Below are 26,991 nucleotides of genomic sequence, written 5' to 3' on the forward strand. Positions count from 1 at the left end.
TGTTCAGTTGCCATTGGTGAGATAAAGAACAAGGCACGAACGTCTCGCGCCTTGTTCTTTCCTTACATTTATTATTATGCCGCAACATTGCTGTGCTCTACAAGAAAATCGACTGTTTTCCGCCATTTTAAATCTTCTTTGACGCCATCTAAGCTGCCGAGCAGCTCTTTGATCTTGTCGACGCTCAGCTTGTAGGCTTCCGCCATTTTTTCGAGCTCTTTGTTCACTTCCTCGTCGGTCACTTCGATGTTTTCGGCCTTCGCGATCGCCTCGAGCGTCAGCGCCGCGCGCACCCGTTTTTCCGCATCCTCTCTCATTTGCTCGCGCAACGCGGCTTCGTCTTGGCCGGAGAATTGATAATACATCTGCAAATTCAGCCCTTGCATTTGCAGACGTTGATCAAACTCGCGAAGCATCCGATCTGTTTCGTTTTTCACCATGACCTCTGGAATATCAATTTCTGCGTTGGCTGCCGCTTTTTCGACAACCGCGTTGCGCACGGCAGCTTCGGCTTCGTTCTTTTTCGCCTCTTCCAAACGGGCGCGAATTTTCGCCTTCAGTTCGTCAAGCGTTTCGACTTCTTCATCGACGTCTTTGGCAAACTCATCGTCAAGCGCCGGCAACTGTTTCGCTTTCACTTCATGCACTTTCACTTTAAACGTCGCCGGTTTGCCGGCCAATTGCTTCGCGTGGTATTCATCCGGGAATGTGACTTGGATTTCTTTTTCCTCGCCGGCTTTCATGCCGACAAGCTGTTCTTCAAACCCCGGAATGAACGTTCCAGAGCCGATTTCAAGCGAATAGTTCTCCGCCTTGCCGCCTTCAAACGGCTCGCCGTCGACAAACCCTTCGAAATCGATGACGACCGTATCGCCGTTTTCCACCGTCCCGTCTTCTTTAACGACAAGTTCGGCGTAATTTTCTTGCAAACGTTTCAATTCGTTTTCGACATCTTCGTCCGTCACGGTTGTATCCATTTTTTCCACTTCAAGCCCTTTGTATTGACCGAGCTTCACTTCCGGCTTTACGGTCACTTTCGCTTTGAAAATTAAGCTTTTGCCTTTTTCCATTTGCTCAATGTCAATCTCCGGCATTGACACCGGTTCGATGCCTGCCTCTTCGACGGCTTTGGCATACGCCTCTGGCAGCAAAATGTCGAGCGCATCTTGATAGAGCGCTTCGACGCCGAACCGTTTTTCGAACAGAACGCGCGGCACTTTCCCCTTGCGGAAGCCCGGAAGCGTGATGTTTTTCACCACTTTTTTAAACGCGGCGTCCAAGCCTTTGTTCACTTTCTCGGCGTCGACCTCAACGGTCAATACGCCTTCGTTCCCTTCAAGCTTTTCCCATTTGACTGACATCCTTATTCCCTCCACCTGAAATCATTGCTCGGACCATAGCGCAATCCGCTTGTCCATGATCTTTTTATGATGCCCGATTATGTAGACAAGTATGCGAAAACAGATACATAGCACAGCCATTATATTATAACATACAACAGCCATGTTTCAACAGAGAACGAGCCATTAGAGGGAGGAAAGTTTCTCTATTTCGTATAGCTGTTGGCAAAGCCTCACCATCTCTGATGCCTCGACACCGTAGCGGTCGGCCAAGGCGGTCGCGTCAGCATCCAAACCTAAAAACCGGCTCGCCATCCAATGAAGGGCGGCAAGCCATGCATCAACGTCCGCCGGCTCGGGCGGGAACGGGTACAAAACGTATGCATAGCGAAGCCAAATTTCCGCCGCCGTTTCGTATAAGCTCGGGCTTTCCGCCGCGAGCTGCTGTTCAAGCCGACCCAGCAGCGATGAAGCAAATTCCGTTTCCGTCCGTTCGTCCAACGCTGCCGGGACGACCTCCATGCAACGGCCAAATTTTTCAACCATCACCGTTTCGTTGACTCGCTTCCCTGTCAACAGGCGAAGAAGCATCGTTTTCGCCATCGGGCTTTTTTCCGGTGCGCGTAAATATTGCTTGAGCAACGGCAGCACCGGCTCGATGTCTTCTTTTTCCAGTTGTTTAATCAGTTGCAGCTGCTCAGCAATGTCCCCGGACTCAAGCAGCCGTCTCACCCGCTTCCACTCCGCGGGCGGAAGCGTGCGGGCATTCATTTTTTCACTGAATCGAAGCAGCTGGTGAAGCTGTTCGCGCAGCGAAACGGATAACGACGGACGGCGCAAGGCGTGGCGGATCACGGTTTCGGCCTTGCTGTATCGATTCGTTTGCAACAATATGGCAATATACATTTGCAACAGTTCACCGTTGCCCGGTTGCTCGTCAAGCAAACCGGCAAGACGCCGCTCCGCCTCATCATATTCCCCAAGCTCATAGCAACAGACAGCCAGCCCAAGCCGAACCGGAAAGCTGTGGTCGCCAAGCTGTTCGGCGGCGCGCAAAAAGCGGAGCGCTTCTTTATACCGCTTCGCCTCGAGCGCAGCAAACGCCTCTTCCATCAGCCGTTCTTTCGTTTGCGGAAACATGATGATTTTTCCTTTTTTCCCGGCCATCTTCGCCCGCTCCTATATGTGTTTACCACAAGTGTAACAAGTTTTCTTAGCCGAAACAAGCCAACCCTTTTTGGCGCTTGCTGCCGCCGTCCATTTTCTTCATCCTCCTATATGCAAAACAAAGAGGCTGTTCCTGCCAAAATAACGGCGGAACAGCCGATTTTTGCCGCCGCGCTGCACCGCAAAAAACAGACGCTTACGGCCGCGGGCTATGCTGTTGTTCATACGCTTGAATATACGGTTCATAGACAAACGTTAAATCAATTTCATCCCATCCCTTTAACAGCAACTGTTTTCGATACGGGTCAATGTCAAACGGACGCGAAAATCCTTCATCGTCAAATACCCGCTGTTCTTCAAGCGAAACCGTCAGTTCATAGTCTGCGCGCTCGCTTTGGCGCAGCAAGTAGCGGACATCCTCTTTATCCAGCCGGATCGGCAACAGCCCGTTTTTTAAGCAATTGTTGTAAAAAATATCGGCAAACGATGGGGCAATGATGACGCGGAATCCATAATCTTGCAGCGCCCACGGCGCATGTTCGCGCGATGAGCCGCAACCGAAGTTTTCATCGGCGACTAAAATCGTCGCCCCTTCGTTTTCCGGGCGGTTGAGCTCAAACTCCGGATTTGGCGTGCCGTCGCTCAAATACCGCCAATCGTAAAAGAGAAACTGGCCAAAGCCGGTGCGTTCAATCCGTTTCAAAAACTGCTTTGGAATGATTTGATCGGTATCAATATTCGCCCGATCGATGCCGGCGGTTTTTCCGCGATGGATCGTAAACGGCTTCATCGTCCTTTCCCCCTTCCGTTATGGATGTCACTGATGGCAAAGGAGCTCGGCTTCCTAGGATGCCGCGCCGCCTCTTTTGCCATCACGATCGTCAATTTAACAGACCGGCTCGGCTTCAAGCTGGCGCACATCGACAAAATGTCCGTAAATCGCAGCCGCCGCGGCCATCACCGGGCTGACGAGATGCGTGCGCGCCCCTTTTCCTTGCCGCCCTTCAAAGTTGCGGTTCGACGTTGACGCACAGTGCTCGCCTTCTGGGATGATGTCCGGGTTCATGCCCAAACAGGCGCTGCAGCCGGAGTCGCGCCATTCAAAACCGGCGTCGATGAAAATTTGCGCCAACCCTTCCGCTTCGGCTTGTTTTTTCACTTGCTGCGATCCAGGCACGACGAGCGCCCGTACACCCGGAGCCACTTTTTTCCCTTTCACGATGCTCGCCGCCGCGCGCAAATCGCTGAGGCGTGAGTTGGTGCACGAACCGATGAAGACGTGCTGCACCGGAATATCCGTAATCGGCGTGCCCGGCTTGAGCCCCATGTACTCAAGCGCCCGGCGCACCGCGTTTTGCTCTGTTTTGCTTTCAAATTGCTCGGGATGCGGCACGACGCCATCGACGGAAGTGCTCATCGCGGGGTTCGTCCCCCACGTCACCATCGGAGCGATCGTCGACGCATCGATTTCAATCGTTTTATCGTATTCCGCCCCCTCATCGCTTGCAAGCGCCCGCCACCGTTCCACCGCCTTGTCAAACTCCTCGCCTTTTGGCGCATATTTGCGGCCGCGCAAATAGGCAAACGTCGTTTCATCCGGGCTGATGAGGCCGGCTCTCGCTCCAGCTTCAATCGACATGTTGCAAATCGTCATTCGCTCTTCCATCGACATGCGTCGGATCGCTTCGCCAGTGAATTCGATAATATAACCGGTGCCGACGCCGACGCCATAGCGGCCGATAATGGCCAAGATGACGTCTTTGGCGGTCACTCCTTTGCCGAGGCGGCCGTTGATGCGGATTTGCAGCGTTTTCGGCTTATGCTGCCAAAGCGTTTGTGTAGCCAATACATGCTCGACTTCGCTCGTGCCGATGCCAAACGCCAAGGCGCCAAACGCCCCGTGCGTCGACGTATGGCTGTCGCCGCAAACGATCGTTTTTCCCGGCTGGGTTAAACCGAGCTCTGGGCCGATGACGTGAACGATTCCTTGCTCTTCGCTGTTTAGGTCGGCGAGCGGAATGCCGAACTCGCGGCAGTTGCGCTCAAGCGCAGCGATTTGGTTGCGCGCCACTTCGTCGGTAATCACAAATCGGTTAACGGTCGGCACGTTATGGTCCATCGTCGCAAAGGTCAAATCCGGCCGCCGCACCTTCCGCCCTTTTTGCCGCAACCCTTCAAACGCTTGCGGCGAGGTCACTTCATGCACTAAGTGCAAATCGATGTACAATAAATCCGGTTTGCCCTCCTCACGGTAGACGACGTGGTTTTCCCAAATTTTATCGATGATCGTTTTCGGCTTCATTGGCTTTCACCTCGCACGTCTTAGGCATAAACGGTCATAATTTGAGCAATGGCCGTATAATCCAGCACCGCCGTTTTGATTTCTTCGACCATTTCGTTCGTTGATACGATGCGGCCGCCGCTTGGCGCCAAGTCGGCGGTGCGCAAACCTAGGGCGAGCGCCTGCCGCACCGCGTGCTCTACCGCCTCCGCTTCCGCGGTGAGCCCGAACGACAGGCGAAGCATCATCGCTGCTGACAAAATCGCCGCAATCGGATTGGCTTTGTTCATGCCGGCGATATCAGGCGCTGAACCGTGCACCGGCTCATACAAGCTCGGACCGGAAGCGGATAAGCTGGCTGACGGCAGCATCCCGAGCGAACCGGACAACATGGAGGCTTCATCGCTTAAAATGTCGCCAAACATGTTTTCTGTCACAATGACATCAAACTGCTTCGGCGCGCGGATGAGCTGCATCGCGGCATTGTCAACAAGCATATGCTCAAGCGTGACGTCCGGAAACTGCTTCGCCACCTCTTCGGCCACTTCCCGCCATAGACGGCTTGACGAAAGGACGTTCGCCTTGTCGACCGAAGTCACTTTTTTCTTCCGCCCGCGTGCGAGTATAAACGCCATGCGGACGATCCGCTCAATTTCTTCCTTTTTATATAACAAGGTGTCCACTGCTTTTTCTTCGCCGTTTTCGACGACGCGGCCGCTCGGCTGGCCGAAGTAAATGCCGCCGGTCAGCTCGCGGACGATGACAAAATCGACGCCTTGCACGAGATCCGGTTTTAACGGCGAAGCGGAAACCAAACTGTCATAGCAAACAACCGGCCGCAAGTTGGCATATAAGTCGAGCTGCTTGCGAATGGCAAGCAATCCTTTTTCCGGGCGCAAATGCGGAGGGTTGTCATCCCACTTCGGACCGCCGACCGCCCCAAGCAGCACCGCATCGCTTTCTCGGCAAAGGCGGAGCGTTTCCTCGGGGAGCGGCGTCCCCGCCTCATCGATCGCCGCTCCACCGATCAATCCATATTCAAACGTAAACTCGTGGCCAAACCGGATGCCGACCGCTTTCAATACCTCGACCGCTCCGGACGTCACTTCTTTGCCGATGCCATCCCCTGGCAAGACGGCAATCCGATAGTTTCCCATTCTGAATCCCCCCGTTTTATGGTGTTGCCACTTTCTCGTTTTCGCCGCGCATCGCTTCGATCATAAACACACGGTTGATGGCGTTGATGTACGCTTTCGCCGATGCTTCCAACACGTCTTGTGCAGTGCCGCGCCCGCTCGTCTCGATGTCATGGGCGCGCACTTTGACGAACACTTGGGCCAACGCATCGCGGCCGCCGCCGACCGATTCGATCCGGTAGTCAAGCAGCGTCACCGGCGTTTGGAAGCAACGTTCCAATGTATTGTACAGCGCCTCGACGCTGCCGGCGCCGGTCGCCGCTTCTTGGATTTCATTCCCCTTCCCGTCTTTCAGTACAACTACCGCTGTCGGAATTTGATTCGTCCCGTATTGCACTTGGATGGAAGACAATTGGTAAAAATCTTTAAAGTGGTCGAACTTCTCTTCGAAAATCAACGCGATTAAATCGTCGTCGGTAATGTCCTTCTTTTTGTCCGCCAATTCTTTAAAACGGACAAACAGCTGATTGATTTCTTCATCGGACAACGTGTAGCCGAGCTCCTCAACCCGGTTGCGAAGCGCATGGCGGCCGGAATGTTTGCCGAGCACCATCGAATTCGACGGCACGCCGACGAGCTCCGGCGAAATGATTTCGTATGTCGTTTTTTCTTTTAAGACGCCGTCTTGATGGATGCCCGATTCATGCGCAAACGCATTTTTGCCGACGACCGCTTTGTTGGGTGGAACGACGACCCCGGTCAGCTTGCTGACAAGATTGCTTGTGCGCTTAATTTCCTGCAAATTGAGGCGCGTTTCCACTTGATAGTAGTCTTTGCGGATGTGAAGGGCGACAGCGATTTCCTCAAGCGCCGCATTGCCGGCCCGCTCGCCGATGCCGTTGATCGTGCACTCGACCTGCGTCGCTCCATGTTCAATAGCCGACAGCGAGTTCACCACCGCCATGCCCAAGTCATCATGACAATGAGCGGAGAGTGAAACATTTTCAATATTCGGAACATTGTTTTGCAAATAGAGGAAAATTTCCCCGTATTCTTTCGGCGTAATATAGCCGACCGTATCCGGAATATTGATCACCGAGGCGCCGGCTTTGATCACTTCGGCGACGATTTTCGCCAAAAACGGCAACTCGCTTCGGCACGCATCTTCCGCCGACCATTGGACGATCGGGAAAAAGCGCTTCGCGTATTTCACCGCCTCAACCGCCGCTTCAATCACTTGTTCCGGCGTCATCCGCAATTTATGCACCATATGGATCGGCGAGGTGGCGATGAATAGGTGGAGCCGCGGCTCCGCGCCGCCTTTTAACGCCTCCCACGCCGCATCAATGTCGCTTCGGACCGAGCGCGACAGCCCGGTGACCGAACATGTTCTCACCGTTTCGGCAATTTGTTTGACCGCCTCAAAATCGCCTTTCGATGAGGCGGGGAAACCCGCCTCGATGATGTCAACCCGCAGCCGTTCAAGCTGACGGGCAATTTCCAACTTTTCTTGCAAATTCAAGTTCACACCAGCAGATTGTTCCCCATCGCGCAACGTTGTATCAAAAAACTTAATTTTTCGCACCTGGCACCACCGCCTCGATTTGTTTTGCCTTCACAAACGGCATCATGCTTCGCAGTTCGCGTCCGACAATCTCAATCAAATGCTCATTCTCACGCCGGTTGATGGCGTTGAACTCCGGACGGTTCGCTTGGTTTTCCAAAATCCAGCTCTTCGCGAATTTGCCGGTTTGAATGTCATGCAACACCTTTTTCATTTCCGCTTTCACAGCGTCGTTAATAATGCGCGGCCCGGTGATAAAGTCGCCCCATTGCGCCGTATCGGAAATCGAATAGCGCATCCACGACAAACCGCCTTCGTAAAGGAGATCGACGATGAGCTTCATCTCATGCAAACACTCGAAATAGGCGACTTCCGGCTGATACCCGGCTTCAACGAGCGTTTCAAACCCGGCTTTGATGAGCGCCGTCAGCCCGCCGCACAGCACCGCTTGTTCACCGAACAAGTCGGTTTCCGTCTCTTCTTTGAACGTCGTCTCCAACACCCCAGCTCGAGCAGCGCCGATCGCTTTCGCGTAGGCGAGCGCCGTTTCTTTCGCGTGTCCGGTCACATCTTGGTAGACGGCGATGAGCGCCGGCACGCCCGCTCCTTCCGCATACGTGCGCCGCACGAGATGGCCTGGGCCTTTCGGCGCAACCAAAAAGACGTCAACATGATTCGGCGGGACAATTTGGCTGAAATGGATGTTAAAGCCGTGCGCAAACACAAGCGCATTGCCTGGCTCGAGTTCCGGCTCGATTTCCTCTTTGTACACGGCCGGCTGCTTTTCATCCGGCAGCAGCACCATGACGATATCAGCCTGCTTCGCCGCTTCGCGGACCGAGTATACGTCAAAGCCGTCTTGTTCCGCTTGTTCCCATGATTTTCCTTTTCGTAATCCAACGATGACGCGGACACCGCTGTCGCGCAAGTTTTGCGCATGGGCGTGGCCTTGCGAGCCGTAGCCGATGATCGCGACCGTTTTCCCTTGCAAATATTGTTCGTTTGCATCCCCGTTATAGTAGACTTTTGCCATGATTACCCTCTCCTTTGTCCTGTAGTTTGACACTCCACACGCCTAAAGGCGTGGGATTCTTGGGTCGTTAACGCCCTCATCCATTTCTGGTTCAGACAACGCCCAAGTTCCAACATTGGCAACGGCGATATAACGAAGTCCCAAATCAACGCCCATTACCTTGGTTTCTCCCCATTGTTGGGCTTCAAATGTGATCGCAACAGCCAAGTACCATTTCTTTCTCTTTTTGTAGAGCTTGGCCGCCCCTTGTTTGGCGGTTCCATGAAACAATCAGTGCTGTTTTGTATGATAGCTGTTAAATAATAAACGCTGTTTTCTGGTTCGTCGCCGCTTTTTGCGCCCCGCGGGTGAACGCCGTTGTTCCCGTGCGCGCCACTTCCTTAATGCCGTATGGGCGCAATAGTTCAATCAACGCCTCGACTTTTTCCGGCTCGCCGGTCACTTGAATGACGAGGCTGTCTTTGCTTACGTCGACGATCGAGGCGCGGAACGGCTCGATGAGCGTGTAAATTTCCTGGCGGACCGCCGGAGGAGCGGCAACTTTAATGAGCGCCAGCTCGCGGGCGACAATCGCTTGGTCAGTGATGTCATTCACTTTCAGCACATCGATCTGCTTGTTTAGCTGCTTAATGATTTGTTCGGCCGTCCGTTCATCGTCAACGTTGACGACGAACGTCATCCGCGAAATGCCCTCGATTTCCGTATGCCCGACAGTAATGCTTTCGATGTTGTAATGCCGCTTCGTAAACAGCCCGGTAATGCGGTTTAAGACGCCGGGGCGGTTGTTGACGGTCATTGTGATAATTCTTCGCATGCTTTCACCCCCACCATTTCGTGAAGCCCTTTGCCGGGCGCCACCATCGGATAGACGTTCTCATCAGCGCAGACGTGGAAGTCAAGCAGCACCGGGCCATCCATAGCAAACGCTTGTTTTAACACTTCGGCCGCTTCTGCCTCCGTCTTCGCCCGCAGACCCGGTATTCCGTACGCTTCGGCAAGCTTGACGAAATCCGGTTGGTTCGGAATGAGCGAATGGGAGTACCGTTTGTCATAGAACAGCTCCTGCCATTGCCGCACCATGCCGAGCGCCTGGTTGTTGACGATGACGATTTTGATCGGCAGCCCTAGCTCCTGGATGACCGACAGTTCTTGGAACGTCATTTGGAAGCCGCCGTCGCCGACGATCGAAACGACCGTAGCGCTCCGGTCGGCGAGCTGCGCGCCGATCGCTGCCGGAAGCCCGAAGCCCATCGTGCCGAGCCCTCCGGATGTCACCCATCGGTGCGGCCGGTTGAACTTGTAATATTGCGCCGCCCACATTTGATGCTGACCGACGTCCGTCGTGACGATCGCCTCGCCGCCGGTCAATTCATAGATCATCTCAACGAGTTTTTGCGGTTTGATTGTCCCTTCTTCCGGCTCATAATGGAGCGGAAAACGCCGCTTCCATTCGTCAAGCTGCGCGAGCCACGCCGCGGTGTCCGCCGGTTTGCCTTGCTGGGCGATCAGCTCTTGCAAGGCGGCTTTCGCATCGCTGACGATCGGAATTTTCGTCGGCACGTTTTTGCCGATTTCCGCTGGATCGATGTCGATATGGGCGACGGTCGCTTTCGGCGCAAAATATTTTAAATTGCCGGTGACCCGGTCATCGAAGCGGGCGCCGATGTTGATGAGCAAGTCGCATTCACACAGCGCCATATTCGCCGTATACGTGCCGTGCATGCCCGCCATGCCCAAGAAAAGCGGGTGATCGGCCGGGAAGCCGCCAAGGCCAAGGAGCGTATGAACGACGGGAATGTTTTGCTGCTCGGCGTATTGCCGCAATTCATTGGACGCATTGGCGTGCAAGATGCCGGCGCCGGCTAAAATGACCGGCCGCTTCGACTGGCTGACCGCCTCGACAAGCCGACGGATTTGCCAATGGTTCGGCTGCGTCGTCGGTTGATAGCCAGGCAAATGAACGTCTTGATCGTAATCAAACTCCCCTTCGGCCGTCGTAATGTCTTTTGGAATGTCGATCAACACCGGTCCGGGGCGCCCGGTCGTCGCAATGTGAAACGCCTCTTTAATGATTCTCGGCAGCTCGCTGATGTCGCGCACTTGGTAGTTGTGTTTCGTAATCGGCATCGTAATGCCGACAACGTCCGCCTCCTGAAACGCATCCGAGCCGATGACGCTCGTTGCCACTTGCCCGGTAAAGACGACGAGCGGCAGCGAATCCATCATCGCGTCGGTCAACCCGGTGACGATGTTGGTCGCTCCCGGGCCGGAGGTGGCGATGACGACCCCCGGTTTTCCAGAAATGCGCGCATATCCTTCCGCCGCATGGATGGCCCCTTGCTCATGCCGCGTCAGCACGTGGAACACGCCGGCTTTATACAACTCGTCATACAGCGGGAGCACCGCCCCGCCCGGGTAGCCAAAAATGACTTCGACCTTTTCCGCCTTGAGCGCTTCAATCAGCATCAGCGACCCGCTCATTCTCGCCTTCGTCTTCGCTTTTTCTTGTTCCTCGACTTTCATTTTTGCCATCGTCGATCCTCCCTGTGATTTGTCATCCATATAAAAAACCTTTCCGCCCACGATGGCTGGTATTTCCAGCCAAAGGGGCGAAAAGGTTTCCTTTCCGCGGTACCACCCTTCTTCACGGCCATGACGGCCGCCTCAGGAGCGGCCAGCCGAAGCCGGCCGCTCATTTTGGTAACGAGTGAAGCGCGCGTCTCCACTCGTCCAGCCCTACTAGCCGTCCGGCGTTCAGGCTGGCGCTCAGAGGTGAGTTCATCAAGCGGCAACATCACCGGTTCGCAGCTACCCCGGCTCTCTGTGGATGTTGATCCCGCTGACTACTTATCCTCGTCAACGCTTTTTCGCTATAAAATTGTCATGTGCAATCAACCGACATTGGCGTTCGTCGGATACACCTTCACTCCTTCGACGACCACGCGGCGGCGAAATTCTTCAAGCAACCGCTTTGTATGCGGTCCCGGCGTCCCGTCGCCGATCGTCCGGCCATCGACTTTAATGACGGAAATGACTTCGGCCGCCGTCCCCGTCAAAAACACTTCATCAGCAACATACACATCATGGCGGGTAAACGGCTCCTCTTTCACCGTATAGCCGAGATCCTCCGCGATTTCGATGATCGCTTGGCGCGTGATGCCTTCAAGCGCCCCGACATACCCAGGCGGCGTATAAATGACGCCGTTTTTGATGATGAAAACGTTGTCTCCCGAACCTTCCGCGACATAGCCTTGATCGTTTAAGATCAGCGCTTCGCTTACATTCGCCAAATGCGCCTCAATTTTGACAAGCACGTTGTTTAGGTAGTTGAGCGATTTGACTTTCGGACTCAGCACATCAGAGCGGTTGCGGCGCGTCGCCACCGTCACCACTTCGATGCCGGTTTCATATAAATGTTTCGGGAAGAGCGCGAGCGGCTCGACGATAATAACGATTTGCGGCGTTTTGCATTTGTACGGATCAAGTCCTAAATCGCCGACCCCGCGCGAAACGACCAGGCGGATGTACGCATCTTGATAGCCGTTGCGGCGGATCGTTTCGAGCACGTGGCCAATCATTTCGTCCTTCGTGTACGGAATGTCGAGCAAAATCGACTTCGCCGAATTGTATAGCCGATCTATATGTTCTTCAAGGCGGAATACGTTGCCGCTATAGACGCGAATGCCTTCAAATACCCCGTCGCCATACAAAAATCCATGGTCATACACGGAAATTTTGGCGTTTTCTTTTGTCACAAATTCTCCGTTTAAAAAGATCCATTGTTCGCCCACTTCGGTTCCCCTCTTCCTTGATCAGTCAACAGTTGCTTTGAACGGCTCGATGATGTGTTTGCATCGTTTCTCTTATTTGAAAATTATAATAATCCGAAACCTCCGCGCCGTCAATAACGTTTTTTGAAAATTTCGATTGATCAAACTATTTGAATGCGCTTACATTATGATAGAATCAAGGTTTTGCCGATTCAAAAAATTTTTTTCTTTCTTGGCCGGCTCATAGAAGGCGGACGCGCTCTAACCGCCAAAGACGAAAAACAAAAAATAGCGGACGTTTTGTCCGCTTAGATCGAAAAGGTTCGTTCCATTCCAGGAACGGGCCGCCCATCCACTTCATAAAATTGGACGTGCGCCCGCCCGCCGCCGATGGTCAACACCGCGTACGTTTTTTCTTTTCTTCCGCGCGGCAAAGCAATGCTGCCGGGGTTGATGAACAACACCCCATCCATTTGCTCGGCGCCGGCCAAATGCGAGTGGCCGAAACAAACGACGTGAGCCCCTGTTTCTTGCGCGCGATAGGATAAACGCAAAAGCGACGTTTTCACCCCGTATAAATGGCCGTGGGTGACAAACAACCGAACGCCGCCCACCTCTTCGATGCGCTCAGCAGGAAACGCGGCGAAATCGCAGTTGCCGCGCACGACGGCAAACGGGGCGATCTCGTCCGCCCCCACCTCCAGCTCCGAGTCGCCGCAATGGATAAACAAATCCGCTTCATGGCGATGACGGTTGACAATTTCAGCAAGTTCGGCAGTCAGCCCATGGCTGTCGCTCACAATCACCGCCTTCATTCCGGCCGCCCCTTTCCACCGACGATCTCATCCCACTGCTCATCGAGCTTCGTCAGCGCCTTGGCGCGATGACTGATTTGATTTTTTTCCTCCGGCGCAAGCTCCGCCATTGTTTTTCCCCGCTCCGGAAGGTAAAAAACGGGATCATAGCCAAAGCCCCCCTCCCCACGCGGCGCTTCGGCGATATAACCATCGCATGTCGCTTCGACGACGGCGGTCGGCCGCCCTGGGATCGCGACGGCGAGCGCGCAATGAAAACGAGCCGTGCGCTGCTCCATCGGCACCCCGTCAAGCTCGCGAAGCAGCTTGGCGATGTTGCGTGCATCGTTTTTATCTTCCCCGGCGTAACGGGCCGAATGAACGCCCGGCCGGCCGCCGAGCGCATCGACCACGAGCCCGGAATCATCGGCGATCACCGGCCGCTTTAGGCGCCGCGACGCCGCTTCTGCTTTGAGCACGGCATTTTCCGCAAACGTGCTCCCCGTTTCTTCGACATCCGGAGCGTCCGGAAAGTCAAGCAGCGATTTCACTTCGACGCCCCGCTTGGCAAACAAAGCGGCGAACTCGCGCACTTTGCCCGCATTTTGTGTAGCGATGACAATCTCCTTCACTCTGTGTCCTCCTCTGCCGCTTCTTTTTTTTCGCCGATGCGCGCTGCCCACTCGCCCAATGCGCGGCGCTGAACGGCGATGAGCTGTTTAATGCCTATTTGCGCCGCTTCAAGCAATTCATCGAGCTCGGCGCGCGAAAAAACCGCTTCCTCTCCAGTTCCTTGAATCTCAACAAATTGACCGGCTCCGGTCATGACGACGTTCATATCCACTTTCGCCCGCGCATCCTCGTTGTAATCCAAATCAAGGATCACCCCATGCTCTGGATCGATGCCGACCGAGGTTGCGGCGAGAAAATCGCGGATCGGAAGCGCCTCGAGCTTCCCTTCTTCCACCAGTTTGGCCAGCGCCAACACAAGCGCCACATACGCACCGGTGATCGACGCCGTCCGCGTTCCGCCATCCGCCTGAATGACGTCGCAATCGATCCAAATGGTCCGCTCGCCAAGCTGTTCAAGATCAACAACCGAGCGAAGCGCGCGGCCGATTAAGCGCTGAATTTCCATCGTCCGCCCCGACACTTTTCCTTTGCTCGCTTCCCTCACATTCCGTTGCTCTGTCGCCCGCGGCAGCATCCCATATTCGGCCGTAATCCATCCTTTGCCGCCGCCGCGCATAAACGACGGCACTTTCTCTTCGACCGTCGCCGTGCAAATGACTTTCGTGTCGCCGATTTCAATGAGCACCGACCCTTCAGCGTGCTTCATGTAATGCGGGTGTATATGTACAGGGCGCAACTCGCAACTGCTTCGTCCGTCCGCTCTCATCAGCTGAGTCCTCCTTTTCCCTCTTCAACTGAATGCCAGACGCCGCATTTCTTTCCGCCTAGCGAAAAAAAGAAAGAGGCGGAATACGTTTCCACCTCTTTGTTATACCATAACGCCCTGTTCGTTTCCAACCTGTCAGCGCCAACCGGGTGAACTACCCGCCACCTACGCTTTGCTGAGAGGTGGGGGCTTCAAGCGACTTGTGCGTGTTCGCTGAACGGTAAGCCACACACAAGAACCCTTTACGCTTCCCTTCGTTCCGAAGGGGTCCGTTCTCACCATACATTATCATATTGGTTGGCTATCGCCAACAGAAATTCATCTCCCACTTTCACTTCGTTTCGAAGTGGGAGACTTCTTTCGGAACTATGTTAAAATGTCCCGGTATTGACGTTTTGCGGCCGAGCGACCGGTTTGGTGAGCGGCTTGCCGTCTTCCGTGACAAGATTGGCTTTGCCATTGACTGTGATCGCCACGCTTTCGACTCCTTTTTGCTCAGTGAGCGACAAAACGAGAGAATTCAACACGACGTCGGAAATGACATTTTTCTTGTTGCTGCCATAAATGCCTTCGTTAAAGTTGAGCGTCACTTTGCCATCCTCATATTTCGGGGCATCGACAAGCTTCGCGTCCGGCTGAAAGACGCCGACAAGCCCGCTCCCTTGCTCTGGTCCTTGAATCAGTTCGTTGACGGCCGCTGCGATATCATCCTTTTCTTTATTGGATACACGCCGTGTCACCGGCACATAGTATGTGTTGTTCCCTTGTTGGGCGACAAAATAAACGGTGACCGGATGCGTATTCGTAATGTCTGGCACGCCGCTCGCTTCCATATTGATGCCGTCGGCGCGGCTTACCCCATCTTGAATCGGCGTTTTATTGACCGGCATCACGTTTTGATCGTAGCCGTTGATGCGGATTTTGACGCGCTTGATATTGTCAAATTGCGTCAACGTCCACGTAATGGCCTGCAAAATTCGTTTTTCGTCCTCCGGCTTATAGTTTTTAAACTCCGGCGAAAAGTCAGCGATCAACGTTCCGTCTTTTTCCAATTTTGCACCAAGCACCGTCGTTCCGGCTGGAATGACCGCGCGGAAGCCGTTCGGCAACATTTCTGACACGGGTCCGTCTTCAACCAAATATTCGAGTACTTGTTTCGCCACGGCCTGCGTTTTCGGCAATTCCACTGTTTGCGGCACGACAAAGCCGTTTTTGTCAATCAAGTACAGCTCTCTTTTCACCGTCTCGGTGGCCTTCGCTTTCTCTTCCCCTTCCTTTTGGCTTTCCGTCGCTTCCTGAAGCGCTTGGCCGTCTTTGACATAACTCGTCTCTTGCGGCGGATCGATCTCCTTCACCGCCTCATCTCGCCCAAACAAACCGCAGCCGCCAAGCAACAACAGCGAGGCGAGCAGCGGCGCCGCCCATATGTGAGTCGTCCGTTTCATTGACGTTCCCTCCTACTCGTAGTTTGTACTACTATGTATACGAGCCGTTTTCCAAAATAGAATAAAAAAATCCTTTAGCGCATGGACGCTAAAGGATTTGTTGGTTACAGCCGAATCGCCTCGACCGTGCCGATCGGCTTGCCAAACCACTTCCCGGAAATCTTTTCAAACAGCTCTTTCGGCCCGGTCGTGAAAAACAAATGCTCCGGTTCGCGCTCGCCGGTGTAAAGGAGCTGGCTGTGGTGCAAAATTGCGCTCACTTCACGAGCCGTCTCACCGCCCGAGCAAATGAGCTTCACGCGTTTGCCCATATACGTGCGAATGAGCGGCGCGAGCAACGGATAATGCGTGCAGCCTAAAATAAGCACATCGATCGGCAGCGGGCGAAGCGGAGCGAGCGATTCGGCGACGATCGCCATCGCCTCTTGCCCTTCAAAGTCGCCGCTTTCAACAAGCGGAACGAACTTCGGACAGGCCAAGCTCTCGACTTGGACGCGCGGATTGATCGATTGAAGCGCCTTTTCATACGCCCGGCTTCGGATCGTGCCAATCGTGCCGATGACGCCGATGTGCCCGTGCCTGGTCGCTTTCAGGGCGGCGCGAGCGCCGGGATGAATGACGCCAAGCACAGGAATGTCAAGCTTCGCCCGCACGTCGTCAAGCGCGACCGCCGTCGCGGTGTTGCAGGCGATAACAAGCATTTTCAAGGGATATTGCCGCAAGTAATCGATCATTTGCCACGTAAATCGACGGACTTCTTCCACCGGCCGCGGCCCGTACGGGCAACGGGCGGTGTCGCCTAAGTAAATAATTTGTTCTTTCGGCAGCTGCCTCATAATTTCTTTGGCGACGGTCAAACCGCCGACTCCTGAGTCAATGACACCAATTGCTCTTTCCAAGTGATCGCCTCATTCTTTCGTCATTTCTTGATGCAATTTGCGCAAACAACGCTCAAAGACGACGATTTCGTCGTCTGAAAAACTTTCCAGCACGCTGGCTAGATCGCGCTGGCGTTTCTCAATCACTTCTTCGATAATGCGCTCCCCTTTTTCAAGCAGGTGGATGCGGACGACGCGGCGGTCGTGTTCGTCGCGGACTCTGGCGACAAGTCCGTTCCGCTCCATGCGGTCGACCAAGTCGGTCGTCGTGCTGCACGCCAAATACATTTTGTTCGATAACTCGCCGACCGTCAAGTCCCCTTCTTCAAGCAGCCACTGCAGGGCGACAAATTGCGGAGGGGTGATCGGATAGTTGGTTAAAATTTCACGGCCGCGCTGTTTCAAATTAGCGGCGATATAGCGAAGCAATTTTTCCAACTCGGCAACCGTTCTTTCATTCATCGCAGACGGCATACCATCTCTCCTTGATCGTTTCCGCGGCAGCCTTAGACGACATGCACCGGCGGCTATTTCTACTTTTCATTTTACAACACTGGCAAAGATAATCAACATGAAAAATGCGGCGGCCGCCGCGGACGAAGGCCGGACGGGCGCCAAGCCTCGTCCGGCCGCAAGGGAACATAACAGCCGGCTGTCCAACAAGGAAAGCCGGCATCGTTTATAGTTCAAGTTCGCCCATTCGAAGCAATTCAATGACAGCTTGCGAGCGCCCCTTGACCCCAAGCTTTTGCATCGCATTCGAAATATGGTTGCGAACCGTTTTCTCGCTGATAAACAGCTCTTTGGCGATCTCTTTTGTCGTCTTGTCTTGCACGAGCAATTCGAAGACTTCTTTTTCTCTTTTTGTCAAAAGCGGCTTCGATTGAAACGATTTGTCCTTCAACGGTTGTAACCCTCCTTGCTCTCAATGGGCCCGAACTGCCGGATGGGTATTTCCTCGCCATATCGTATGTGAGAGCAAGGACGGCGGTGACGAAAATTTGCTTATCTAATAGAAAAATGGGTCTTTTTTTCTTCATCTTTCGGTTCGCCGGGGACGGTTGGCTTCCACTTGCCTAGTGAAACAAAAAATCCCCCTCATGTCTATTCGAATGAAGGGGATTTTATTCTGCCGCTACACTTCGTCGCTGCCAAAGAAATCGCGGAACATTTGAATCGTCGTTTCGCGGTTTAACGCCGCGATCGAGGTCGTCAACGGAATGCCTTTCGGGCACGATTGCACGCAGTTTTGCGAGTTGCCGCAGTTGGCCAATCCGCCGTCGCCCATAATCGCCCGCAGCCGTTCGGCTTTATGCATCGCCCCGGTCGGGTGGGCGTTAAACAGCCGCACTTGCGACAGCGGCGCCGGGCCGATAAAGTTCGACTTGCTGTTGACGTTCGGGCACGCTTCGAGGCAGACACCGCATGTCATGCATTTTGACAGCTCGTACGCCCATTGCCGCTTCCGCTCCGGCATGCGCGGCCCCGGGCCCAAGTCGTACGTTCCGTCGATCGGAATCCATGCTTTCACTCGCTTCAACGCGTCAAACATCCGGCTCCGATCGATGACCAAGTCGCGGATGACTGGGAATGTGCGCATCGGCTCAAGGCGGATCGGCTGCTCGAGTTTGTCAATGAGCGCGGCGCACGCCTGGCGCGGCTTGCCGTTAATGACCATCGAACAGGCTCCGCATACTTCTTCCAGACAGTTCATTTCCCAAGCGACCGGCGTCGTTTTTTCCCCTTTGGCGTTGATCGGATTGCGGCGGATTTCCATGAGCGCCGAAATGACGTTCATGTTCGGGCGGTACGGAATGACAAACTCCTCTTCATACGGCGCGGAATCCGGACGATCTTGGCGCGTGATGATCAAACGAACCGTTTTGTTCTCGCTCATCTTACTTCACTTCCTCTTTCTTTTTGCTGTAGTCGCGCTTGCGCGGTTTAATCAACGAGACGTCAACGTCTTCATAATGGAACGCCGGACCATCTGGCGTGTAGCGGGCCATCGTCGTTTTCAGCCACTCTTCGTCATTGCGCTCCGGAAACTCCGGCTTGTAGTGCGCCCCGCGGCTTTCATTGCGATGGTAAGCGCCAAGCGTAATGACGCGGGCGAGCTGCAGCATGTTGTACAGCTGGCGGATAAACGTCGCTCCTTGGTTGCTCCATCTCGACGTGTCGGTGACGCTGATGTTTTTGTACCGCTCCATCAGCTCTTGAATTTTCTCATCCGTCTTCAGCAGCCGGTCGTTGTAGCGGACGATCGTCACGTTCGCCGTCATCCATTCACCGAGCTCTTTATGCAGCACATAGGCGTTTTCCGTGCCGTCCATCGCCAAAATGTTCTCCCATTTTTCCTGCTCCCGTTTCACATAGCTGTCGTATAACGTCGACGGCATCGCATCCGCCGATTTCTCGAGGCCGCGGATGTAGCGGACGGCGTTCGGGCCGGCGACCATTCCGCCGTAAATCGCCGAGAGCAGCGAGTTCGCCCCAAGGCGGTTCGCCCCGTGAATCGAATAGTCGCACTCGCCGGCAGCAAACAACCCTTTGATGTTCGTCATTTGGTCATAATCGACCCATAAACCGCCCATCGAGTAGTGAACGGCCGGGAACACCTTCATAGGCACTTTGCGCGGGTCTTCGCCCATAAACTTCTCGTAAATTTCGATAATGCCGCCAAGCTTAATGTCCAACTCTTTCGGATCTTTATGCGAAAGATCCAAATACACCATGTTTTCGCCGTTGATGCCGAGCTTCAAATCGACGCAGACGTGGAAAATTTCTCGTGCGGCGATGTCGCGCGGCACCAAGTTTCCGTAAGCCGGATATTTTTCCTCAAGGAAGTACCACGGTTTCCCGTCTTTATACGTCCAAATGCGTCCGCCTTCCCCGCGCGCCGATTCGCTCATAAGGCGGAGCTTGTCATCGCCCGGAATGGCGGTCGGGTGAATTTGGATGAACTCGCCGTTCGCGTAGTAAACGCCTTGCTGATAGGCGATCGAAGCCGCTGAACCGGTGTTGATGACCGAGTTCGTCGATTTCCCAAAAATGATCCCCGGGCCGCCGGTCGCCAAAATGACGGCATCGGCTGGAAACGCTTTGATTTCCATGGATCGCAAATCTTGTGCGACGATGCCGCGGCAAATTTGCTCGTCATCCAAAACGACGCCTAAAAACTCCCAATGCTCGTACTTCGTGACGAGCCCGGCCACTTCATGGCGGCGCACCTGTTCATCAAGTGCATACAAAATTTGCTGGCCAGTCGTGGCTCCGGCATAGGCGGTCCGGTGATGCTGCGTTCCCCCGAAGCGGCGGAAATCAAGCAGCCCTTCCGGCGTCCGGTTGAACATGACGCCCATCCGATCGAGCATGTAAATGATCCCCGGCGCCGCTTCACACATCGCTTTGACCGGAGGCTGGTTCGCCAAGAAGTCCCCGCCATAGACGGTGTCGTCAAAATGCTCCCACGGCGAGTCGCCTTCCCCTTTCGTGTTGACCGCTCCGTTAATGCCGCCTTGGGCACAGACGGAGTGAGAACGCTTTACTGGAACGAGCGAAAACAGTTCGACAGGCACTCCTGCTTCGGCGATTTTTATCGTGGCCATCAAACCGGCCAACCCACCGCCAACAACGATGATTTTCCCTTTTTTCATAGCTACTCACTCCCTAATAGATTGCTGCTTTTGCTTGCATGCCGCACGTTTTGCCTTGCCGGCCGTCATCGACCAAGCGATCGTTCGGAGAGCGGCTAAGGCGCGATCCATCACGAGCCAACGCAGCGGTTCCTCGTCAAATCGTTCCCTAGGAATGGAACGCTTGTCTTACGCAAACGCCAAGATGGCGCGAATGCCGACAATGGAAAGCGCGACGAAAATGATCATCGTAATGTACGTAAATACTTGCTGCGAACGAGGCGACACCGTCAAACCCCAGCTGACGCAGAACGACCATAAGCCGTTGGCGAAGTGAAAGACCGTGGACAAAATTCCAACAATATAAAATCCGAGCATAAACGGATTGTCGACAATGTTGGCCATCATGTCGTAGTTCACTTTGACGCCGAATGCCGCTTGCACCCGCGTTTCATACACATGCCAAACGACAAAAATCAATGTAATGATGCCGGTGATCCGCTGAAGCATAAACATCCAGTTGCGGAAATAGCCGTATTGGCGAGTGTTGAATTTTGCTGTAAACGCGATATAAATGCCATATACAGCATGGAACAACAATGGAAGAAAAATAACAAAAATTTCAAGAAAATAGCGAAACGGCAAGTTTTCCATAAACGCCGCCGCCCGGTTAAACGCTTCCGGCCCACGCGTCGCAAAATGGTTGACGACCAAGTGCTGCACTAAAAAGATGCCGACGGGAACAACCCCCAGCAGCGAGTGGAGCCGGCGATAGTAAAACTCGCGATTCCCTGCCATATGTAAACCCCCTTCAACTGATAAAAAATATGTGCCTCTCGCTCGCAGCGCGGAAACGGAAACATCTTCCATTCCCTATTCGCTTTGTCACATTCATTGTACTCCCACATTGTACAAGCGTCAAGAAAACACTGCCACAAAATGTTCAAACATTCTCATAGTTGCGCCACCTTAGGAAAAGAGGATGCACTCCGGCAGCAATTCAGCTATAATGGGGAAATGGATAGAAAGAGGGGAAAACGATGAAACAACCACCATTAGAGGACCAATATCAAATGTTTGGGTCGATTTCGCTTTCCGCATTCGGGGCTGAGTTGCTTCGCCATTCGCTTCTTCCCGAGCTGCTTGGCAAAGATGCCGCTTCGCTGCTGTACTGGGCCGGCAAACAGCTGGCGCGGCGCTACCCGCTCGAAACGCTCGATGACGTCGCCGTATTTTTTGAACGGGCGGGCTGGGGAGCTTTGTCGGTTGGCGAAGAGCGAAACGACGAACTATCTATCGAGCTGTCGGGCCCCATCATCGCCGCCCGCTTTTCCTTGTACGGCAGCTGCTCGTTCCAGCTTGAGGCTGGATTTCTCGCCCAGCAAATCGAACAACAAAAGCGGTTCGTCACCGAAGCGGTCGAACTGCCGTCAAAGCAGGCTGGCAAAGCGCGCATTTTAGTGAAATGGGACCGGAAGCAGGCAATCGAATGAAATGAAGGCAACGGGCGTCCGCTCGCAAAACGGGCGCCCGTTCAGCCATTATTCATGCAGTTTTTCATAGATTTTCTCCGCCACCGCTCGCGGAATGTTCGCCCGCTGCAACTCTTCCACCGTCGCCTCTTTCATCTTTTTCACCGAGCCGAAATAATTCAAGAGCGCTTTTTTCCGCTTTTCCCCAACGCCTGGGATGTCATCCAGCACGGAATGGAACATCGTTTTCTGCCGCGTCTTTCGGTGGAAGGCAACCGCAAACCGGTGCACCTCATCTTGGATGCGCTGCAATAAATAAAACTCTTGGCTTTGCCGGTCAAGCGGCACGACATCCGGCGGATCACCCGCCAAAAGCTCTGATGTGCGATGTTTCTCGTCTTTCGCCAATCCAGCCAGCGGCACATCCAGTCCAAGTTCGTTTTCGAGTACATCGCGCACCGCCGACAAGTGGCCTTTGCCGCCGTCGATGATGATCAAATCGGGCAGCGGCAATCCTTCTTTCAACACGCGCGTATAGCGGCGGCGCACGACTTCGCGCATCGTTTCATAATCGTTCGGGCCTGCGACCGTCTTTACCTTGTATTTCCGATACTCTTTTTTCGCCGGCTTGCCGTCAAGGAAAACGACGAGCGCCGAGACCGGATCGGCCCCGTAAATGTTCGAGTTGTCAAACGCCTCGATGCGGCGCGGCGCCGGAATGCCGAGACGCTCTCCGAGACGTTCGACCGCTTTGATCGTCCGTTCTTCGTCCCGTTCGATGAAATAAAATTTTTCTTTCAGAGCAATGGCCGCGTTTTTGCTCGCCAGCTCAACAAGCTCTTTTTTCTTCCCTTTCTTCGGCTGGACGACGGCAACGCCGAGCAATTCGCGGGCGAGCTCGCCGTCAATGTCGGACGGGAGGACGACTTCTTTTGGCTTCAAATGATGCGCTTTCGCATAAAACTGACCCAAAAACGTAAGCATTTCCTCATCCGGGTCTTGGTAAAGCGGGAAGATCGACACGTCGCGCTCGATCAGCTTCCCTTGGCGAAGGAAAAACACTTGCACGCACATCCAACCTTTGTCGTACGCATAGCCGAATACATCGCGGTCGATGAAGTCGTTGAGCATCATTTTTTGCTTTTCCATCGTCATCTCAATCGCCGCGATTTGATCGCGGTATTCTTTCGCCCGTTCAAACTCAAGCGCTTCCGCCGCCTCGTGCATTTTCTCGGTCAGCTCCCGCTTCACGTCTTCATACCCGCCGTTTAAAAAGCGGACAATTTGTTCAACCATCGCCTTATTTTGTTCGTCCGACACCGGGTGGACGCACGGGGCAAGGCATTGACCCATATGGTAATACAAACAGACGCGCGAAGGCAGCGTCGAACATTTGCGGAGCGGATATAAGCGGTCGAGCAGCTTTTTCGTTTCGTTCGCCGCCTGCACGTTTGGATACGGGCCGAAATATTTGCCGCCGTCTTTTTTCACTTTGCGGGTGATAAGCAGGCGCGGATGCTTTTCCGCGGTGATTTTAATAAACGGATAGCTTTTATCATCTTTCAGCATGACATTGTATTTCGGATCATGCTTTTTGATCAAATTCATCTCCAAAATGAGCGCCTCGGCGTTTGACGAGGTGACAATATATTCAAAATCAGCGATCTCCTCAACAAGCCGCTGCGTCTTGCCGTCATGCGTCCCGGTAAAATACGAGCGAACACGCGCTTTCAGCGACTTCGCCTTGCCGACGTAAATGACCGTTCCGTGTTTGTCTTTCATCAAATAGCAGCCCGGCTGTTCCGGCAGCACGGCCAGCTTTTCTTTCAGCCGGTCGTTCACTGGCCATCACCCCACCCTGCTCCATCGACCCATTCGTACAGCGTAATCGTCCCATACACCGGATCGGCAAGCAAACTGGAACGATACGTTTTCACTTTGCGCACATGGCTAGAAACATCAACCCCTTGGGCGCGAAATCCATCAACGACATGGTCGGTCATATAAATTGTAGCATGGCGGTAGTTTTCTTTGTCTTGCAAAAAGAAGGAAAAATGGAGCACGTCTTTATGCGGAAACGGCGCGTGTAAATAGTCAAACACGCGCGTCTCTTCCCACGTATATACCACAAACGGCTGCCGTTTGTCACGCAAATCGTCCGCAAGCTGATACACCGCCGGCGGCGTTTTTGCCTGCTCGCGCAACAGCCCGACGCCGATCGCAGACTGCAGCAGCACAACCGCCGCGGCCAGCCCGAGCCGCCATGTCTGCGGCGCGGCCAACAGCCGCCCCCACACGTAAACGAGCGCGACATGAACGAGCGGAAGGAGATGGCGCGGCTTGTCAATGTTTTGTCCAAACAGCGCCCACAAAGCATACAGCAACGCGGAAACAACAAGCGGGCGCGGCAGGCCAAACCGCCCGGCGCGCCAGGCGATGGCGCCGACCACCGCATAGGCAGCCAGCAGCCAAGCGTTTCGGCTGGCCATGCCGGTCCAAATAAAATTGTCAAGGACAAAGCGGCACACCCGCTCCGAAAATGGAAGCGGGCTCGCTGCCGCCGTTCCACCCCAGTCGCTGAAATGACCGACGACAAACGCCCAGCCAAGCTTGAAAAACGGCCAAAGACCGCCTTCCGTCGCCGCGACCGCCGCCACCCAAACAAATTGAAAGACGGCCGCCGCCAACAGCGATGCCATCACACGGCTAAGGCGACGATGCGTTTTCCAGTCCTCATGCCAAAGGATCAACAACGCGGCAGCCAACGGGACATACGACAGGCGAATCCCCATCATGAGGCTGAACAACGCGGCCGGCCAAAGCTGTGCCATCCATGTTGTTCGCCGCCGTGCCCATTCCACCGCCCATACGTACCACCAAAGCACGCCAAGCGCCGCCCCATCCGACATCGGTCTGGCGGCGGCAAGGAGCACGTAGCTTGAAGAGAGCACCGAAAGCGCCGCCCATAGCGCCGCCGGACGCGGCATATGCCGGCCCAGCAGCCAAACGATGGGAAAGGCGGCGGAAAACAAAACGAGCACATTCAAGATTGAAAGCGCCTTGGCCGGATTGGCAACCAGAGCGTGCACCGCCATGCCGCCAAGAACAAAATACGGATAGCCCGGGAAATGCGGCTGCATGGCCAACACATCATAGCGCCTAAGCGCCAAGGCAAAATCGACTTCATCCCATGTGGCCGCATACGGGCTCGCCCAATACAAGCCGGCGCCAACCAACAAAGCGGCCGTTCCGGCACCAAAGCCAATCCAAAAGCGGTCGCCGAACCGTTTGTTCATCGTCTTCCCCTCCAAAGAAAAAGTACAAGGCGCTGCAGCCTTGTACGTTTACATGACGCGTTTTTTGTTTTCATCCAACGCGGCGGCCGGCGGCTTCTCGACCGCAGCGTTCTTTTGACCGCGGCGGCTCGTTACTAACAAATACACGACGACGAAGTAGCCGATATAGGCGATCATTTCCTCAAGCGACGGCATCGACGAATAGCCGAACAATGCTTTTAAAAAGACGCCGACTTCGCCGGAAAAGACGGGGGCGACGCCATGATCGCGCACGTAATGCTCGTAGTCGATCGGATGTTCCGGAAGCAGCCATGTCAAATCGTACACGTGCGGCATGACGCTGCCGATCAAGTTAATGTCCTGCATCATCGAAATGGCTTGCACGAGCAACCCAGCAGCGATCAAGACGATAAAGGCGCCGGTCACTTTAAAGAACGTCTTCAGCGGGATGCGCATCGTCCCTTTAAAGAAGAAATAGCTGACCAAAGCGGCAATGGCGATTCCTGTCGCCGCCCCCCAGCCTTGTATGGCCGCGCCGATGTTGCCATGCGTAATGGCGGCGAAGAAGAAAACCGTTTCCACCCCCTCGCGCAGCACGACTAAAAACGAGTGGATGACCATGCCGGCGACATTGCCGGCCGTAATAAACTGGTCCATTTTCCCTTCGACGCTTTTTTTCATATCCCGGCTATGCTCGGCCATCCAAAACACCATTTGCGTCAACAAAAGCGCTGAGACGACCATAATGCCGATTTTTAAGTAGATTTCACTTCCCATCGCGGCGAAGCCGGTGAACACAATTTGAAACAACATGGCAACGCCGACGCTCGCCGCCACCGCCAAGGCGGCGCCAAGCCATACGTACTTCGTGTATTCGCGGTGATCGACCCGTTTCAAATACGATGTAATGATGCCGACGATAAGCAGCGCTTCCAGCGCTTCGCGAAACGTGATGAGCAACGCTTGAACTTCCATGCCCCCGCCTCCCCCTTACGTTTGGATTAAGCCCGCTTCCGACGCCGCACATAAATGAGGGCCGCGCCGAGAATCACGACAGCGATGACAATGAGCGGAATCCAGTTTTTTGCTTTGGACAAATCGGTCCATTCTTTTTTTTGCACCGCATCCGGCTTTTCTGTGGCGCTTTCCGAAAAGTGGCCGATTTTTACACTTTTTAGGCCAAATTGTTTTTGCAGCGTTGTTAAAATCGTCTCTTTGCTTTTCTTAAACACGTTGATATCCGATTTTTTCTCGCCGACGCCGAACAGCCCCGGGTTGCCAAGCGACTGAAGCGCCTTGTCAAATTCAGTGCGCAGCTGTTTGTCCAGCGCCGGGTCTTTCCCTTGGATGACCGGCGACAGCGCCTCATACGTCGCAAACGCCTTCGCCAACAGCCGCTTGCTTGTGTCGTATTGGTCGAAGTTTTTCTCGATGTTTTCCAAGCGGCGGGCGATATTGAGCACCAAGATTTTTTCCATGTTCTCGACTACCGCCTGGCGGTCTTTGTCTTCGATGGCCGCAAGCACCGCCTTGGACGGCTCCGGCCCCATATGCATGTCGATTTCTTTTTTAACCGTTTCAAAAATTTCCTTGGCAGAGGCAAAATTCGGCGGCTGTTCATTCAGCTTCTCTTTCATCTGTTTGTACGCCTCAGCAACCGCCTCTTCGTTCGGGTTTCCGTACGAGTAGGCGAACGCTTTCAGCGGAATGAGATTGAGAATAACTATCATTGCTATGTAAAAAAAGAAACGGAACGATTTCACGTCTCCCTCTCCCTCCAT

At 54.1% G+C, this 26,991-nt stretch carries 25 protein-coding genes, 1 pseudogene and 1 other annotated feature; of the genes and pseudogenes, 1 reads left to right on the forward strand and 25 read right to left on the reverse strand.

The window, feature by feature from the left end; genetic code table 11:
• Positions 1–74 precede the first annotated feature (74 nt).
• The 21 genes and pseudogenes from tig to B1A75_RS00855 form a co-directional block, all read right to left on the reverse strand.
• A complete protein-coding gene (gene tig, locus B1A75_RS00750; protein WP_079935558.1) occupies positions 75–1,361 on the reverse strand; it encodes a trigger factor in 1,287 nt (428 codons plus the stop codon).
• Positions 1,362–1,526: 165 nt separating this feature from the next.
• Positions 1,527–2,507 carry a tetratricopeptide repeat protein gene (locus B1A75_RS00755; RefSeq protein WP_079935559.1) on the reverse strand — a complete coding sequence of 327 codons (981 nt, stop codon included), beginning with the start codon at positions 2,505–2,507 and terminating at the stop codon, positions 1,527–1,529.
• A gap of 196 nt (positions 2,508–2,703) precedes the next feature.
• Complete coding sequence (gene leuD / locus B1A75_RS00760) at positions 2,704–3,297, reverse strand: 3-isopropylmalate dehydratase small subunit (RefSeq protein ID WP_023633493.1); 594 nt, start codon at positions 3,295–3,297, stop codon at positions 2,704–2,706.
• Positions 3,298–3,393: 96 nt separating this feature from the next.
• On the reverse strand, positions 3,394–4,809 hold the full coding sequence (leuC, locus tag B1A75_RS00765; RefSeq protein ID WP_069304437.1) for a 3-isopropylmalate dehydratase large subunit: 1,416 nt from the start codon (positions 4,807–4,809) through the stop codon (positions 3,394–3,396).
• 20 nt (positions 4,810–4,829) lie between these two features.
• Positions 4,830–5,945 carry a 3-isopropylmalate dehydrogenase gene (gene leuB / locus B1A75_RS00770; protein WP_074042803.1) on the reverse strand — a complete coding sequence of 372 codons (1,116 nt, stop codon included), beginning with the start codon at positions 5,943–5,945 and terminating at the stop codon, positions 4,830–4,832.
• A gap of 16 nt (positions 5,946–5,961) precedes the next feature.
• A complete protein-coding gene (locus B1A75_RS00775) occupies positions 5,962–7,509 on the reverse strand; it encodes a 2-isopropylmalate synthase (protein ID WP_011232134.1) in 1,548 nt (515 codons plus the stop codon).
• Positions 7,496–8,521 carry a ketol-acid reductoisomerase gene (gene ilvC / locus B1A75_RS00780; RefSeq protein ID WP_079935560.1) on the reverse strand — a complete coding sequence of 342 codons (1,026 nt, stop codon included), beginning with the start codon at positions 8,519–8,521 and terminating at the stop codon, positions 7,496–7,498. The genes B1A75_RS00775 and ilvC overlap by 14 nt, the downstream gene beginning before the upstream one ends.
• Positions 8,522–8,617: 96 nt before the next feature.
• Positions 8,618–8,791: pseudogene (locus B1A75_RS00785) on the reverse strand (RNA-guided endonuclease TnpB family protein); the annotation flags it as partial.
• A 25-nt stretch (positions 8,792–8,816) separates the two neighbouring features.
• Complete coding sequence (ilvN, locus tag B1A75_RS00790; RefSeq protein ID WP_079935562.1) at positions 8,817–9,335, reverse strand: acetolactate synthase small subunit; 519 nt, start codon at positions 9,333–9,335, stop codon at positions 8,817–8,819.
• On the reverse strand, positions 9,314–11,053 hold the full coding sequence (ilvB, locus tag B1A75_RS00795) for an acetolactate synthase large subunit (protein ID WP_079935563.1): 1,740 nt from the start codon (positions 11,051–11,053) through the stop codon (positions 9,314–9,316). The genes ilvN and ilvB overlap by 22 nt, the downstream gene beginning before the upstream one ends.
• Before the next feature lie 70 nt (positions 11,054–11,123).
• Positions 11,124–11,390: a binding site (T-box leader), on the reverse strand.
• Positions 11,391–11,412: 22 nt separating this feature from the next.
• On the reverse strand, positions 11,413–12,312 hold the full coding sequence (gene ilvE / locus B1A75_RS00805; RefSeq protein WP_074042805.1) for a branched-chain-amino-acid transaminase: 900 nt from the start codon (positions 12,310–12,312) through the stop codon (positions 11,413–11,415).
• Between the two features lie 287 nt (positions 12,313–12,599).
• A complete protein-coding gene (locus B1A75_RS00810) occupies positions 12,600–13,106 on the reverse strand; it encodes a metallophosphoesterase family protein (protein ID WP_074042806.1) in 507 nt (168 codons plus the stop codon).
• Positions 13,103–13,717 carry an XTP/dITP diphosphatase gene (locus B1A75_RS00815; protein ID WP_074042807.1) on the reverse strand — a complete coding sequence of 205 codons (615 nt, stop codon included), beginning with the start codon at positions 13,715–13,717 and terminating at the stop codon, positions 13,103–13,105. Before B1A75_RS00815 ends, B1A75_RS00810 begins: the two co-directional genes overlap by 4 nt.
• Positions 13,714–14,484, reverse strand: coding sequence for a ribonuclease PH (gene rph, locus B1A75_RS00820; protein ID WP_079935564.1), 771 nt, complete (start codon positions 14,482–14,484; stop codon positions 13,714–13,716). The genes B1A75_RS00815 and rph overlap by 4 nt, the downstream gene beginning before the upstream one ends.
• Positions 14,485–14,855: 371 nt before the next feature.
• Positions 14,856–15,929, reverse strand: coding sequence for a GerMN domain-containing protein (locus tag B1A75_RS00825; protein WP_079935565.1), 1,074 nt, complete (start codon positions 15,927–15,929; stop codon positions 14,856–14,858).
• A gap of 104 nt (positions 15,930–16,033) precedes the next feature.
• A complete protein-coding gene (gene racE / locus B1A75_RS00830) occupies positions 16,034–16,828 on the reverse strand; it encodes a glutamate racemase (protein WP_031407865.1) in 795 nt (264 codons plus the stop codon).
• A 9-nt stretch (positions 16,829–16,837) separates the two neighbouring features.
• Positions 16,838–17,281, reverse strand: a complete 444-nt coding sequence (locus B1A75_RS00835) for a MarR family winged helix-turn-helix transcriptional regulator (RefSeq protein WP_079935566.1) — start codon at positions 17,279–17,281, stop codon at positions 16,838–16,840.
• A 205-nt stretch (positions 17,282–17,486) separates the two neighbouring features.
• Positions 17,487–17,711, reverse strand: a complete 225-nt coding sequence (locus tag B1A75_RS00840; RefSeq protein WP_008881129.1) for a helix-turn-helix domain-containing protein — start codon at positions 17,709–17,711, stop codon at positions 17,487–17,489.
• A gap of 231 nt (positions 17,712–17,942) precedes the next feature.
• Positions 17,943–18,704, reverse strand: a complete 762-nt coding sequence (sdhB, locus tag B1A75_RS00845) for a succinate dehydrogenase iron-sulfur subunit (protein WP_074042810.1) — start codon at positions 18,702–18,704, stop codon at positions 17,943–17,945.
• 1 nt (position 18,705) lies between these two features.
• Positions 18,706–20,463, reverse strand: a complete 1,758-nt coding sequence (gene sdhA / locus B1A75_RS00850; protein WP_066232716.1) for a succinate dehydrogenase flavoprotein subunit — start codon at positions 20,461–20,463, stop codon at positions 18,706–18,708.
• Between the two features lie 168 nt (positions 20,464–20,631).
• Entirely contained in the window at positions 20,632–21,240 is a 609-nt protein-coding gene (locus B1A75_RS00855) for a succinate dehydrogenase cytochrome b558 subunit (RefSeq protein ID WP_074042811.1), read from the reverse strand.
• Positions 21,241–21,482: 242 nt separating this feature from the next.
• On the opposite strand from B1A75_RS00855, the gene B1A75_RS00860 reads away from it, so the two are divergent.
• Entirely contained in the window at positions 21,483–21,935 is a 453-nt protein-coding gene (locus B1A75_RS00860) for a YslB family protein (RefSeq protein ID WP_025038957.1), read from the forward strand.
• A 48-nt stretch (positions 21,936–21,983) separates the two neighbouring features.
• On the opposite strand, the gene uvrC is transcribed toward B1A75_RS00860, so the two are convergent.
• From uvrC to B1A75_RS00880, 4 genes are read right to left on the reverse strand one after another with little or no spacing between them, the layout of a single operon-like run.
• The gene (gene uvrC, locus B1A75_RS00865; RefSeq protein WP_074042812.1) at positions 21,984–23,756 is read right to left on the reverse strand and encodes an excinuclease ABC subunit UvrC; all 1,773 of its coding nucleotides are present in this window, start codon (positions 23,754–23,756) and stop codon (positions 21,984–21,986) included.
• Positions 23,753–25,210: a DUF2339 domain-containing protein gene (locus B1A75_RS00870; RefSeq protein WP_074042813.1), complete on the reverse strand. Its 1,458-nt coding sequence runs from the start codon at positions 25,208–25,210 to the stop codon at positions 23,753–23,755. The genes uvrC and B1A75_RS00870 overlap by 4 nt, the downstream gene beginning before the upstream one ends.
• Positions 25,211–25,258: 48 nt before the next feature.
• Positions 25,259–26,185 (reverse strand): FTR1 family iron permease, encoded by a 927-nt coding sequence (locus B1A75_RS00875; RefSeq protein WP_074042814.1) that lies wholly within the window; start codon positions 26,183–26,185, stop codon positions 25,259–25,261.
• Between the two features lie 26 nt (positions 26,186–26,211).
• Positions 26,212–26,973 carry a hypothetical protein gene (locus tag B1A75_RS00880; protein ID WP_079935567.1) on the reverse strand — a complete coding sequence of 254 codons (762 nt, stop codon included), beginning with the start codon at positions 26,971–26,973 and terminating at the stop codon, positions 26,212–26,214.
• Between the last annotated feature and the right edge of the window lie 18 nt (positions 26,974–26,991).

The sequence above is a fragment of the Geobacillus sp. LEMMY01 genome (assembly GCF_002042905.1).
GTDB lineage: Bacteria > Bacillota > Bacilli > Bacillales > Anoxybacillaceae > Geobacillus > Geobacillus proteiniphilus.

What these genes read in the sequence shown, in the direction of transcription:
- tig (WP_079935558.1), bottom strand. Translation starts at nt 1,361, where the DNA reads ATGTCAGTCAAATGGGAAAAGCTTGAAGGGAACGAAGGCGTATTGACC.
- B1A75_RS00755 (WP_079935559.1), bottom strand. Translation starts at nt 2,507, where the DNA reads ATGGCCGGGAAAAAAGGAAAAATCATCATGTTTCCGCAAACGAAAGAA.
- leuD (WP_023633493.1), bottom strand. Translation starts at nt 3,297, where the DNA reads ATGAAGCCGTTTACGATCCATCGCGGAAAAACCGCCGGCATCGATCGG.
- leuC (WP_069304437.1), bottom strand. Translation starts at nt 4,809, where the DNA reads ATGAAGCCGAAAACGATCATCGATAAAATTTGGGAAAACCACGTCGTC.
- leuB (WP_074042803.1), bottom strand. Translation starts at nt 5,945, where the DNA reads ATGGGAAACTATCGGATTGCCGTCTTGCCAGGGGATGGCATCGGCAAA.
- ilvC (WP_079935560.1), bottom strand. Translation starts at nt 8,521, where the DNA reads ATGGCAAAAGTCTACTATAACGGGGATGCAAACGAACAATATTTGCAA.
- ilvN (WP_079935562.1), bottom strand. Translation starts at nt 9,335, where the DNA reads ATGCGAAGAATTATCACAATGACCGTCAACAACCGCCCCGGCGTCTTA.
- ilvB (WP_079935563.1), bottom strand. Translation starts at nt 11,053, where the DNA reads ATGGCAAAAATGAAAGTCGAGGAACAAGAAAAAGCGAAGACGAAGGCG.
- B1A75_RS00810 (WP_074042806.1), bottom strand. Translation starts at nt 13,106, where the DNA reads ATGAAGGCGGTGATTGTGAGCGACAGCCATGGGCTGACTGCCGAACTT.
- rph (WP_079935564.1), bottom strand. Translation starts at nt 14,484, where the DNA reads ATGAGAGCGGACGGACGAAGCAGTTGCGAGTTGCGCCCTGTACATATA.
- B1A75_RS00825 (WP_079935565.1), bottom strand. Translation starts at nt 15,929, where the DNA reads ATGAAACGGACGACTCACATATGGGCGGCGCCGCTGCTCGCCTCGCTG.
- B1A75_RS00835 (WP_079935566.1), bottom strand. Translation starts at nt 17,281, where the DNA reads ATGCCGTCTGCGATGAATGAAAGAACGGTTGCCGAGTTGGAAAAATTG.
- sdhB (WP_074042810.1), bottom strand. Translation starts at nt 18,704, where the DNA reads ATGAGCGAGAACAAAACGGTTCGTTTGATCATCACGCGCCAAGATCGT.
- sdhA (WP_066232716.1), bottom strand. Translation starts at nt 20,463, where the DNA reads ATGAAAAAAGGGAAAATCATCGTTGTTGGCGGTGGGTTGGCCGGTTTG.
- B1A75_RS00855 (WP_074042811.1), bottom strand. Translation starts at nt 21,240, where the DNA reads ATGGCAGGGAATCGCGAGTTTTACTATCGCCGGCTCCACTCGCTGCTG.
- B1A75_RS00860 (WP_025038957.1), top strand. Translation starts at nt 21,483, where the DNA reads ATGAAACAACCACCATTAGAGGACCAATATCAAATGTTTGGGTCGATT.
- B1A75_RS00870 (WP_074042813.1), bottom strand. Translation starts at nt 25,210, where the DNA reads ATGAACAAACGGTTCGGCGACCGCTTTTGGATTGGCTTTGGTGCCGGA.
- B1A75_RS00875 (WP_074042814.1), bottom strand. Translation starts at nt 26,185, where the DNA reads ATGGAAGTTCAAGCGTTGCTCATCACGTTTCGCGAAGCGCTGGAAGCG.